We start from the raw sequence: 12,558 nt of genomic DNA, 5'->3' as shown, positions 1-12,558 counted from the left end.
AATTCTTGTTAACTAAAAATAAAATTGTAGGCGAAAATGATAAAACTGACAACGTGACATTTGTGATTTAGGTGTGATTCAGCCTGTTAAACCGTTAATTTTAACTATTACATTATATTTTATGATGTAATATTCATAAGTGGAATATGGATAAGGAATAATATTGTTTTTGCTTGACGACGCTTTTTTTGTAAAATAGTAGGAATGAATTAAACATTTAACATTATATATTGATTTTTATACATTGAGATGAGGGGTGACCATGATGACTGTTAATTTTCAAAAAAAAACTAAGGTTCAACACAAAACCGTAGCCGTGCTATCAAGTCTAGCGTTATTAGGCGTGAGCCTAGCAGGCTGTTCACGTGCGCCCACCCAGCAAGACCAACAGGCCGCTTCAGGTCAAGCCGCCACGCAATCAAATGCAGGTGCAAGCGATAAAGGTGGTATTAAACTGCTCAATGTCTCTTATGACGTCGCGCGTGACTTTTATAAAAGCTACAATCCCCTGTTTATCAAAGACTACGAAGCCAAAAATAGCGGCAAAACCGTTGATATCCAGCAATCGCATGGCGGCTCTAGTAAACAAGCGCTCGCAGTTGCCAATGGTCTGCAAGCAGACGTGGTCAGTATGAATCAAGGCTCAGATGTAGAGCTGTTAGTGAAAAAAGGCTTGGTGGCACAAGATTGGCAAAGCCAATTCCCAAACAAAGCAGTACCCTATACCAGTGCCATCGTGTTTTTGGTGCGTAAAGACAACCCAAAACAAATCAAAGACTGGTCTGATTTGGCAAAACCAGGCGTACAAATCGTACTTGCCAATCCAAAAACCACGGGTAATGGGCGTTATGCTTTCTTAGGTGCGTATGGCTACGGCTTACATAGTTTTAATAAAGATGAAAGTAAAACCAAAAACTTTGTCAAAGAGTTGCTCAAAAACGTACCTGTGTATGAAAATGGTGGGCGTGCGGCGACTACCACGTTCTTACAACGTCAAATTGGCGATGTGTTAGTCACCTTTGAAAACGAAGCCAACCTAGCGGTTAAACAGTTTGGTAAAGGCGATGTGCAAATTGTTTATCCAAGCTACACCATATCAGCAGAAAACCCCGTGGCGATTGTCAAATCAGTGACCGATAAAAAAGGCACCAACGACGCAGCGAAAGCGTATCTTGATTATTTATGGAGCGAGCCTGCCCAGCAATTGGCGGCAGATTTATACCTGCGCCCAAGCGACACTGCGGTACTGGCTAAAAATCAAGATAAATTACCCGCGCTTACCACCTTTAGTCCTAATGCCGAATTTGGCAGCTGGACGGATATCATGACCAAATACTTCAAAGATGGGGGTGTCTTTGATCAGCTAGCCAGCCCAACGAGCACCATAGCATCGGCACCTGCGGCAAAATAGTTCGCTGTGTTAAGCTCACAAAACCAGAGTTCGGCTCTGGTTTTTTATTCTAGCTAAGAATATTTAAAGCGCATAAATATAGTTTGGAAAATCAAAGTGAGATGGTACTATAGCCGTGCTTAAGATTTTGGGTACAGAGCTTTTTGTATCTTTATTTTTGAATTTTTATTTTTGTATGTTTATTAGTTTAAATTCTGACGTTGCCTACCGATTATTAGTAAAGGAAGCCCTGCATGGCAAGCATCAATGCTAACCATCAAGCCGATTTAACATCAAACAATCAGCCTAAAACACCCAATTCACCCTTAAAACGCAATAAAAAGCGCCATATCATGCCGTTTTTTAATTTGAGTTTGGGCATCAGTGTGTTGGCGTTGTCGATTATTGTGCTATTGCCATTTGTGGCAATGGTAATGACGGCCGCCGATATTGGCGTGGCAGGATTTATCAAAACCATTGCCGAACTGCGCGTCAAGGCAGCGATTGAACTGTCGCTAAAAATGTCATTACTAGCGACATTGACCAATTTGGTGTTTGGTACGCTGATTGCATGGGTATTGGTGCGCTATGAGTTTTGGGGAAAGTCGATTTTAAATGCACTGGTCGATTTGCCCTTTGCTTTGCCAACGGCAGTAATGGGTATTTCGCTAGCAACCTTATATGCACCCAATGGTTTAATCGGGCAGTTTTTTGCGCCATTCGGCATTAAAATTGCTTTTACCCCCATTGGTATTTGGTTGGCGCTGATTGTGGTAAGTTTGCCGTTTATTGTGCGTGCGGTGCAACCTGTGCTTGCGGAGCTGTCGCCAGAATATGAAGAGGCGGCATCGGTGCTAGGCGCTGGTAGATTGACAACTTTTAGACGGGTCATCTTGCCAGAGTTGTATCCTGCGTTGCTGATGGGCTCAGGCATGATGTTTGCACGGGCGACGGGAGAGTATGGCTCGGTGATTTTTATTGCGGGTAATTTACCGATGAAATCTGAAATTTTACCGTTAATCATTATTGGTAAGCTTGAAAGCTTTGATGTACAGGGGGCTGCCGCGGTTGCTTTGTTTATGTTGATGATTTCGTTCGTGATTTTATTTGCCATTAATGCCTTGCAGTGGCTATTTACCAAACGTATGGGCGGGGCAAGTGTATGATAGACAGCAGCCAATATCCTTACCAAACCCAAGCCGCAACCCGTGAGCCGACATGGTTACGTTATACCTTAATTGGTATTGCGGTGGCGTTTATGACGCTAATGCTAGTGATTCCGCTGATATCAGTGTTTTATGAAGCATTAAAGTCTGGCTGGCAGTTGTATGTGGCTGCCTTGACGGATCACGAAGCATTATCCGCTATCAAGCTTACCTTGATTACGGCGCTGATTGTGGTGCCGATTAATACGGTGATTGGGATTGCATTAGCCTGGCTATTGACCCGATTTGATTTTAAAGGTAAACAATTCCTCACCACGCTGCTAGATTTGCCATTTTCGGTGTCGCCGGTGGTCGCAGGCTTGATGTTTGTAGCGCTATTGGGCGCCAACACTTGGCTTGGCGGCTGGTTAGAATATTTTGGTTTTCAGGTGATTTTTGCCATTCCAGGTATCGTACTTGCCACCATGTTTGTGACTTTTCCATTCGTGGCGCGTGAAGTGATTCCGCTGATGCAATCGCAAGGCAGTAGTGAAGAGCAAGCGGCATTAACACTTGGTGCCTCAGGCTGGCAAATGTTTTGGCGGGTGACGCTGCCCAATATCAAATGGGCATTGCTATACGGTATTATTTTGACCAATGCCCGTGCGATGGGTGAGTTTGGCGCGGTGAGTGTGGTCTCAGGTCATATCCGCGGTGAAACCAATACCATGCCGCTATTGGTTGAGATTGCCTACAATGAATACAACATGACGGCGGCGTTTGCGTTGTCGAGTCTGTTGGCATTGTTGGCGCTCGTTACCTTAATCGTGCAGCAGGCGTTGACTAAACGTCAGTCTGGCAATGATGCAATTTAAAAAGTAAAAAAAGTTAAGAGAATACCATGAGTATCGAAATCCGTGATATCACCAAACAGTTTGGTCGCTTTACTGCACTACAACCGATTAATTTAACTGTACCGACGGGCAAATTAACCTCGCTCTTGGGACCTTCAGGCTGTGGTAAGACTACCTTACTGCGCATCATCGCAGGGCTTGAGCTTGCCGATACGGGGCGTATTTTGTTTGATGGTGAAGATGTGACCGATGTGCCTGTGCAGCAGCGTCATATCGGCTTTATGTTTCAGCATTACGCGTTATTTCGCCATATGACCGTGTTTGATAACGTGGCGTTTGGCTTGACCGTCATGCCAAAAAACAAACGCTTAAGCAACGCGGAAATCACCAAAAAAGTCAATCATCTGCTAGAGCTGGTGCAACTATCCCAAACCGCAAAAAAATACCCGCATCAACTCTCAGGCGGTCAGCGTCAGCGTATCGCATTGGCGCGTGCGTTAGCGGTAGAGCCAAAGCTGTTGTTACTCGATGAGCCATTTGGCGCACTCGATGCCAAAGTCCGTAAAGAATTACGCGCTTGGCTGCGCTCAATTCATCACGAGCTCGGTGTCACCAGTATTTTAGTGACCCATGACCAAGAGGAAGCGGCAGAATTATCCGATGAAATTGTGGTGATGAACCAAGGTCAAATCGTGCAAATTGGAGATTATGAGACGCTAGTCAATCATCCTTCGAATCATTTTGTTGCCAATTTTCTGCAAGATTCGCACGTCGAATATGTGATTTAGCTTAGTTAAATTTAGCTCAGTTAAATTTAGCTCAGTTAAATTTAGCTTAGTTGAGCAATAAAAAAAGAAGCCGCGTGCTTCTTTTTTTTGCTAATTTTTTTGCTAATTTTTTTGCTAAAGGTTGAATAAAAAAAGGGTATTATGACATACCCTTTTTATCGATGGATTATCTTATCGAGGGATAAGCGTTAAACTGCGCAATAATTATTTTGCAGAGTGACCTGTTAGCTCCACTTTATGTTTTTGATGATCTTCTAAGCCTTCATAGTAGTTACGAAGTACCGCTAACACTTCTGGACGGCTGAAGTTGTCAGGCACGTCTTCCCCTTCAGATAGGGCTTTACGCAATTTGGTACCTGAGACTTTGACATGATGGCTGGCATCGTGTGGGCAAGTTTTGGTCGATGCCATGGAGTCACAAGCGTCACACCAGAATGTCCAGTCAATTTTTAACGGTTGGGTGATTAAATCATTCGGTTTGAGCGTATCAAAAATATGCTGCGCATCAAACGCGCCATAGTAATCACCCACGCCTGCATGGTCACGCCCGACAATCAAATGGCTACAGCCGTAGTTTTGACGGAATAAGGCATGTAATAATGCTTCACGCGGACCTGCATAGCGCATATCCAGTGGATAGCCTGCTTGGATGACGGTGTCTTTACGGAAGTAATGGTCGATTAATGTACCAATGGCTTCCTGGCGTACGTCTGCAGGAATATCCCCAGGTTTTAATGCGCCAAGCAATGAATGAATGAGTACGCCATCACAGATTTCAATGGCGATTTTGGCAAGGTACTCATGTGAGCGGTGCATCGGGTTACGGGTTTGGAAGGCAGCGACGGTTTTCCAGCCATTTTGAGTAAAGATGTCACGGGTTTGTGCCGGGGTGAGGTAGATATCACCATATTTGCTCGGGAATTCACCTTCGCTTAACACCACCACATCGCCCGCTAGGTTGACATCACCTTGCGCCATCACCATGGCAACGCCTGGATGCTCAAGTTCTGTGGTGCCAAAGACGGTTTGGCATTCGTGCGCTTTATCAATGCGGTATTTTTCGCTTAAGGTCAAAATCCCCATGATTTCGCCTTGGTATTCTAGCGCAATGTCATCGCCTAGGTTTAGCGTATCGGCGGTGGCAGTATCTGTTGATAGGGTAATAGGAATGGGCCAAAACACGCCCGCATTGTCACCGGTGGTTAAATGCATATTGTCACATACGCTTTGCCAGTCTGCTTGGTTCATAAAACCATCTAGCGGGGTAAAGCCGCCAATACCGAGCATAATCAAATCACCGGCTTCACGGGAGCTGATTTGGATTTTTGGCAGATTTTTGGCTTTTTGCTGGGCAGCGGTTAGCGCATCGCCTTTAAGTAATTTTTCTTTTAATGTGTCACTACCGTGTGGTGGGACCAGTTGGCTTAGAGAATGGTGAGTTGAAGTGGCGCTTTGGCTCATCGGATATCCTATATTAGCGTGTCAAAATTAACGTGTCAAAAAAACAGACGGTTCAAGAAAATTAAGGTAGCGTATAATAGAATATTGCAGTTCGCAATAATAAATGCAGTAATTCGATATATTTATGTAAAAATGGAATTTACTAAAAACCCCTTGGGCATTTATGATAAGCAGGTTAAAATTTCACCCAGTTGAAATGGCTGCAAAAGCTAAAAGTTTTAAATTCACTTTGTAATTAGAATTTGTCTTAGTGACATAGGAATCCGCATGTATAAATACAACGCAATTGACCAACAATTGGTAGATGATCGGGTCGAGCAGTTTCGCGACCAAACCCGACGTTTTTTGGCTGGCGAGCTCAGTGAAGAAGCGTACTTGCCATTACGCCTGATGAACGGTCTATATATTCAGCGTCATGCGCCGATGCTTCGCGTGGCGATTCCTTATGGTCTGCTTGCGACGTATCAACTGCGTAAACTTGCCGACATCAGCGAAAAATACGACCGTGGCTATGGTCATATCACCACCCGTACCAATATGCAATTTAACTGGCCAAAATTAGAAGAAGTGCCCGATATTTTGGCAGAATTGGCATCGGTCCAAATGCATGCGATTCAAACCTCGGGCAACTGTATTCGCAATACCACCACTGACCAGTTTGCCGGTGTGACGGCTGATGAAATTGCCGATCCGCGTCCGTATTGTGAAATCATTCGCCAATGGTCAACATTTCACCCAGAATTTACCTATTTACCGCGTAAATTTAAAATTGCGGTTATCGGTACTCGCTCAGACCGTGCCGCGACACAGCTGCATGACATTGGCTTGCATGTGGTCAAAAATGACGCAGGTGACATCGGCTTTGAAGTGATTGTGGGCGGTGGTCTAGGGCGTACCCCTGTCATTGGTAAAGTGATTCGTCCGTTTTTACCTGAACGCCATTTACTCTCTTATTTAGATGCCATCTTACGTATCTACAACCAATATGGTCGCCGTGACAACAAATACAAAGCCCGTATCAAGATTTTGGTTGAAAGTATGGGCGCCGAAGCGTTTTCAAGAATCGTGGAAGAAGATTGGGAAAAACACAATAAAGACGGTGCGTTAACACTGACAGCTGAGCAAATTGAACACGCCAAAACCTACTTTCCACAGCCGGCGTATCAAACATTCAGCCAACAACAATTACAAGCTAGCCAAGACAAACTGGCTGCCCAGTTTGAAGATAGCGAGTTTGTGCGTTGGTTTAATCAAAATACCCGCGAGCATAAAGTCAAAGGCTATCACGTGGTGATTATCTCACTCAAACATTTTATGCAAGACACCGGCGATATCACCGCCACCCAAATGCGCGTGGTGGCTGATTTGGCGGATAAATACAGCTTTGGTGAAGTGCGCGGCACCCATCATCAAAACTTGGTGCTCACGGACGTCAAGCTTGAAGAAGTATATGACGTCTATCAGGTGCTCAAACAATACGACCTTGCCCGCCCAAATATTGGCTTATTGACGGATATTATCTCATGCCCAGGCTTTGACTATTGCTCATTGGCCAATGCTAGCACCTTAAATATCGTTAACCAAGTCAATCAATATTTCCAAGACGCAGACTTTGTCCATGATATTGGTGAGATTCGTCTAAATATGTCAGGCTGTATGAATGCCTGTGCGCATCACCACGTCGCCGACATCGGTATTTTGGGCGTAGATAAAAAGGGCGAGCATTGGTACCAAATCTCGCTCGGTGGTAGATCGGGTCAAAACGCTAAATTAGGCGATATTTTGGGTAAATCCGTACCTGTCGATGCGGTTGCGGCGACGGTGGATGATATCCTGCAAGTCTATCTTAAATACCGTCAAGCGGCGGATACCGACTTTGGTAGTGAAACGTTTGCTGAAGTTGTTGATCGTATCGGTATTGAGCCATTTAAAGAGTATGTATATCGTGACAAATCAGAACAGCCGGTGGAGGGATAAGCCATGGCACTCATTAACCAAAGCCAAGTGATTGATAATGTAAAGTCAGTGAGCGTGAGTATTCATGAGCAAAAAATCGAGCATATCGACCCATCCCAGTATGCCTCAGATATCACTGAAATTTTGGTGGACTATCGCCCTGTCGAATTTAGCGAGAAAAATCCGCCAAAACCGCAGTTAGAAGCGGATGATTTGGTAGCATTATCCAATCGGTTGGGCGATAAAAAACTGGGTATTATTTTATCGGGTGCTAGTGATTATCAGTTTTTGCAACAGGACTTTGTCAAAGTGATGCCGCTACTGTCCGTGATTGTGATTGATTTTCATGGTTTTCGTGATGGACGCGGTTATAGTTTGGCGCAAAAAATCCAGCAACACCCCAGTTATAACCCCGCTATTGTGTTGCGCGCTAGCGGTGATATCTTGCCAGATACCTTGCAGCTGCTCACCGAAGTAGGATTTAGTGAGTTTGATATTGCTGACAGTGATTTTAACCCCAGTTGGTTTGATTATTTTATCGATATCAAACACCGTTATACAGGCCGCAGTGTGACGCAATTACCGATTTTTGCTAATTAATTGTTGAATGATGCTAAGATTGAGCGAATCTAAGGGTTCGCTTTTTTAATGTTAGCAAGTTGCTAGCGTGTCGTTTCGAACTTCTGGTTTCTGCATTTCAAGTTAATTTGTTAATTCTAAATTTTCATAATAATATCATTAAAAATCATTTTTTAAACATCGCATAATTGATTAGCATAGCGTATCCCAATTTTTCACCATAAAACATTAGGAAATCCAATGAGCAATAAACTAAATATCGACCTAGACAAAGCCAACGCAGAATTGAATGGCAAAACCCCAGAGGAAATCATTGCTTGGGCACTGGCACAAGGTAGTAATCCTATCATCACTACCAACTTTCGCCCTTATGAAGTGGTACTGTTAGAGATGGTTGCTAAACAACGTCCTAATATCAAAGTATTGTTCGTGGATTCTGGTTACAACACTGAAGCCACTTATCGCCACGCCCAAGATTTGATTAAACGTCTAAACTTAAACGTGATTACCTACTTGCCGCAACAAACCGCAGCTTGGCGTGATGTCGAATTCAACGGCGTACCTAGCGTCAATAACCCAGCGCACGAAAAATTCACCCAACAAGTTAAACTTGAGCCATTTGGACGTGCGTTAAAAGAAATTGCCCCTGACGTGTGGATTAATGCGATTCGTAAAGACCAAACAGAATTTCGTCAATCGCTTGACGTGTTGTCAGAAAGCAAAGACGGCGTGTTAAAAGTAGCACCATTGTTCCATTGGTCAGAAGATGACTTAGAAGCTTACTTAAAAGAGCATGATTTACCAAATGAACATGACTACTTTGACCCTACCAAAGTAGAAGAGAACCGTGAATGTGGTCTACACACACAATTATAATTTTTGATCGGCAGTATGTATGAAAATGTTAAGCTGAACTTCGGTTCGGCTTAATTGTTCTTGTCACTATCTAATGTTGAGAATGTCTATGAATACCTTACCGCTATTTTTTAAATTAGAAAATCGCCCCGTGCTTGTGGTTGGCGGTGGGGAAGTGGCACTGCGTAAAGCGGATTTGCTCGATAAGGCTGGTGCGACAATCACCTTTGTCGCACCTAGCTATGAGCCAAGACTCACCGCGCAATTTAGTGATTCTCGTCATCAATTGATTAACGATGTTTATCAGCAAAAATATTTGGATAAACAAACCATTGTCATTGCTTGTACCGATGATGAAACGGTGAATGCACAGATTTTTCATGACTGTGAAGCCCGTTTTATCCCAGTCAATGTCGTCGATAATCCACCGCTATGTACCTTTATCTTTCCTGCCATCGTCGACCGTAATCCGATTACCATTGCGGTATCAAGTGCAGGCAAAGCCCCTGTGCTGGCAAGACTGCTGCGAGCCAAAATCGAAACAGTCGTGCCACCGCAATATGGTGAATTGGCAGGGTTGGCCGGTAAATTTCGCGATAAAGTGAAAGCTGCATTGCCCAATGTGACGGCTAGACGTAAGTTTTGGGAGCAAGCCTTTGAAGGACAAGTCGCAGAATCCGTATTTGAAGGCAATACAAATAGCCTAAGCAAAGCTGAAAGCCAACTTGAAACCCTACTACAGCAGCACGCCAACAACCAGCCGACAGATAAAGCCCAGCTTGGTAAGGTGTACATTGTGGGTGCAGGGGCAGGCGATCCTGATTTGCTAACTTTTAAAGCGCTACGATTGATGCAACAAGCGGATGTGGTGTTTTATGATAATTTGGTTTCAGCGCAGATTCTCGATCTGTGCAGGCGCGATGCCACCAAAATCTACGTCGGCAAAAAAGCCAGTGATCATGCGGTAAGGCAAGAAAAAATCAATGAACTACTGGTTGAACAGGCGCAGCAAGGAAAACGCGTGTTACGTCTCAAAGGCGGCGACCCGTATGTATTTGGGCGGGGCGGCGAAGAAGCCGAGCAATTGGTTGCAGCTGGGATTGAGTTTGAAGTCGTGCCCGGCATTACCGCAGCCACCGCGGCGGCAAGCTGTGCCGGTATTCCATTGACTCACCGTGCGTATGCGCACTCTGTCAAATTTGTCACCGCCTCTCTTAAGACGGATACTATCAATGAAGACTTTGTCAGCTGGCTTGATGATAACCAAACCGTGGTTTTTTATATGGGATTAAAACAGCTTGATAAATTGACGAGTGGCTTGATTAACGCAGGAAAAAATCCCAGTACACCGATTGCGATTGTGTCAAATGCCAGCTTGCCGCATCAGCAAGTATTGACAGGCACGCTTGAGACCATCGTGGCAAAACAACGTGAGGCAAACTTGCCCGCCCCAGCGATTTTGATTATGGGCAATGTGGTTAAGCTACATCACAGACTTAATAAACGATAGCAATCTTTAATTGATGGGGTATGGCAGTTAAAAAAGCTTGCAGATTGTGGTAAATACTTATAACTTAAATATCCGTTAGAAAAATTAACGAATGGGTCAGATAACAAAAATATTTTTGTCACCATTTAATATGACGTTTTTGTGAAAGGATTTATGTATATTGTAGCAATACATATTATTTGTATCTGCTACAACATCAACTAGTAATTTAAAAGGATAGGGACATGCGACTAAAACCTAAACTGATTTTAACCAATCTGTCATTGGCTTTAATGTTGGTGATATCACCCATTGCCCAAAGCAAACTATTACCACAACCAGCCACCAACGCTAGCCAGTCAGCGGCAAATCGCTACGATAGCAGTAATGATATCTTTCATCCCGTGTATGGTAAAAATGGTATGGTGGCTTCCGAGCAAGGGTTAGCAACGCAAGTTGGTTTGGATATATTAAAAAAAGGCGGGAATGCTATCGATGCGGCGGTCGCGGTTGGATTTGCCTTAGCAGTCGTCTTGCCAAATGCAGGCAACATTGGTGGTGGTGGTTTTATGGTGTTGCATGATGATAAAACTGGCAAAGATGTTGCGATTGATTTTCGCGAAATTGCGCCAGCCAAAGCTAGCCGTGATATGTACCTTGATAATCAAGGGAATGTTATTGATGGAAAATCATTGTTCACGCATGACGCTTCAGGTGTGCCTGGTACAGTGGCTGGGATGGAATACGCGCTAAAAAAATGGGGTACCATGCCATTATCTAAAGTGCTAGAGCCTGCAATTAAGCTTGCAGACAAAGGGTTTATTGTCAGTGATGTATTGGCACAGACGTTAAAAGAAGAAAAATCAACACTGGGTAAATGGGCAGCTAGCAAAGCGATTTTTTTCAAAAACGGTGAACCGCTGAAATCTGGTGATTTGTTGGTACAAAAAGACTTGGCGAAATCATTGCGTTTGATTGCCAAACAAGGGGCGAAAGCATTTTATCAAGGTGAAATCGCCACAAAAATTGCTAAAGAAATGCAAACACATGGCGGCACAATGACACTTGAAGATTTAAAAGCATATAAAGTTGTTGAGCGTCAGCCAATTATTGGTGATTATCGAGGCTATAAAGTTGTTACCATGCCACCCCCAAGTTCGGGTGGTGTACACTTGATTGAGATATTAAATATGCTTGAGCATTACCCTATCAAAGAAGATGGGGTAAATAGTGCCAAAAATATTCACCACATGGCAGAGAGTATGAAATTAGCCTATGCTGACCGCTCAGAATATTTGGGCGACCCGGATTTTGTCAAAATCCCTGTCACAGGTTTAACATCGAAAGCCTATGCTAATGAACGGGTCAAAACGATTGATGATAATAAAGCAAGACTTTCATCAAACATTAAACCTGGTAAACCACAACCTTATGAAAGTGACCAGACTACGCATTTTTCCGTCATGGATAAAGCGGGCAATGCCGTTGCTGTCACTTATACATTAAACCTTAACTTTGGTAGTGGCATTGTTGTAGAAGGCACAGGGATTTTACTCAATAATGAAATGGATGACTTCTCAGTGAAACCCGGTGTGCCAAATGCGTTTGGTCTAGTGGGTGGTACTGCCAATGCGATTGAAGCAAAAAAACGTCCACTTTCTTCAATGACACCAACGATTGTCATGAAGAATAATAAACCTTGGCTGGTTACAGGTAGTCCAGGTGGAGCGCGTATCATCACGACTGTATTGCAAAGTGTGGTTAATACGATTGATCATGAAATGAATCCAGCAGAAGCGATAATTACACCACGAGTTCATCACCAATGGTTACCCGATGAGCTTAGAGTTGAAGCAGGCATTAGTCCTGATACGATAAAATTGTTGCAAGACAAAGGTCATAAAGTTGTTACTAAAGCACCAATGGGACGTATTCAAATTATTCAAGCTGATGATTCTGGTTTTTATGGCTATTCTGACCCAAGAAATCCTGATGGCAAAACATTAGGTTTCTAAACTGTTCATTAAAAAACGTGAGTGAG

Annotated in this window: 9 protein-coding genes and 1 pseudogene; 9 read left to right on the top strand and 1 reads right to left on the bottom strand. The window is 43.6% G+C overall.

The window, feature by feature from the left end; translation table 11 throughout:
• Positions 1-262 precede the first annotated feature (262 nt).
• The 4 genes and pseudogenes from RT422_RS03355 to RT422_RS03340 all read left to right on the top strand — a co-directional run.
• Entirely contained in the window at positions 263-1,411 is a 1,149-nt protein-coding gene (locus RT422_RS03355) for a sulfate ABC transporter substrate-binding protein (protein ID WP_409520099.1), read from the top strand.
• A 233-nt stretch (positions 1,412-1,644) separates the two neighbouring features.
• Positions 1,645-2,556 carry a sulfate ABC transporter permease subunit CysT gene (gene cysT / locus RT422_RS03350; RefSeq protein WP_409520098.1) on the top strand — a complete coding sequence of 304 codons (912 nt, stop codon included), beginning with the start codon at positions 1,645-1,647 and terminating at the stop codon, positions 2,554-2,556.
• Positions 2,553-3,410 carry a sulfate ABC transporter permease subunit CysW gene (gene cysW / locus RT422_RS03345; RefSeq protein WP_313421273.1) on the top strand — a complete coding sequence of 286 codons (858 nt, stop codon included), beginning with the start codon at positions 2,553-2,555 and terminating at the stop codon, positions 3,408-3,410. Before cysT ends, cysW begins: the two co-directional genes overlap by 4 nt.
• 26 nt (positions 3,411-3,436) lie before the next feature.
• Positions 3,437-4,147: pseudogene (locus RT422_RS03340) on the top strand (sulfate/molybdate ABC transporter ATP-binding protein); the annotation flags it as partial.
• Between the two features lie 234 nt (positions 4,148-4,381).
• Here the strand turns inward: RT422_RS03340 and sat are convergent.
• Complete coding sequence (gene sat / locus RT422_RS03335; protein WP_313421272.1) at positions 4,382-5,638, bottom strand: sulfate adenylyltransferase; 1,257 nt, start codon at positions 5,636-5,638, stop codon at positions 4,382-4,384.
• Positions 5,639-5,905: 267 nt separating this feature from the next.
• On the opposite strand from sat, the gene RT422_RS03330 reads away from it, so the two are divergent.
• From RT422_RS03330 to ggt, 5 genes are all read left to right on the top strand, one after another.
• On the top strand, positions 5,906-7,615 hold the full coding sequence (locus RT422_RS03330; protein ID WP_313421271.1) for a nitrite/sulfite reductase: 1,710 nt from the start codon (positions 5,906-5,908) through the stop codon (positions 7,613-7,615).
• Positions 7,616-7,618: 3 nt separating this feature from the next.
• A complete protein-coding gene (locus RT422_RS03325; protein ID WP_313421269.1) occupies positions 7,619-8,194 on the top strand; it encodes a DUF934 domain-containing protein in 576 nt (191 codons plus the stop codon).
• Positions 8,195-8,413: 219 nt separating this feature from the next.
• Positions 8,414-9,049, top strand: a complete 636-nt coding sequence (locus RT422_RS03320; RefSeq protein WP_313421268.1) for a phosphoadenosine phosphosulfate reductase family protein — start codon at positions 8,414-8,416, stop codon at positions 9,047-9,049.
• 88 nt (positions 9,050-9,137) lie between these two features.
• Positions 9,138-10,538 (top strand): siroheme synthase CysG, encoded by a 1,401-nt coding sequence (gene cysG / locus RT422_RS03315; protein ID WP_313421266.1) that lies wholly within the window; start codon positions 9,138-9,140, stop codon positions 10,536-10,538.
• A gap of 224 nt (positions 10,539-10,762) precedes the next feature.
• Complete coding sequence (gene ggt, locus RT422_RS03310) at positions 10,763-12,532, top strand: gamma-glutamyltransferase (protein ID WP_313421265.1); 1,770 nt, start codon at positions 10,763-10,765, stop codon at positions 12,530-12,532.
• The last annotated feature ends 26 nt before the right edge of the window (positions 12,533-12,558 follow it).

The sequence above is a fragment of the Moraxella sp. CTOTU49803 genome (assembly GCF_032097965.1).
GTDB classification, from domain to species: Bacteria; Pseudomonadota; Gammaproteobacteria; order Pseudomonadales; family Moraxellaceae; genus Faucicola; species Faucicola tetraodonis.
The sequence above is the reverse complement of the archived record's forward strand: the minus strand, read 5'-3'. Positions and strand labels throughout refer to the sequence as shown.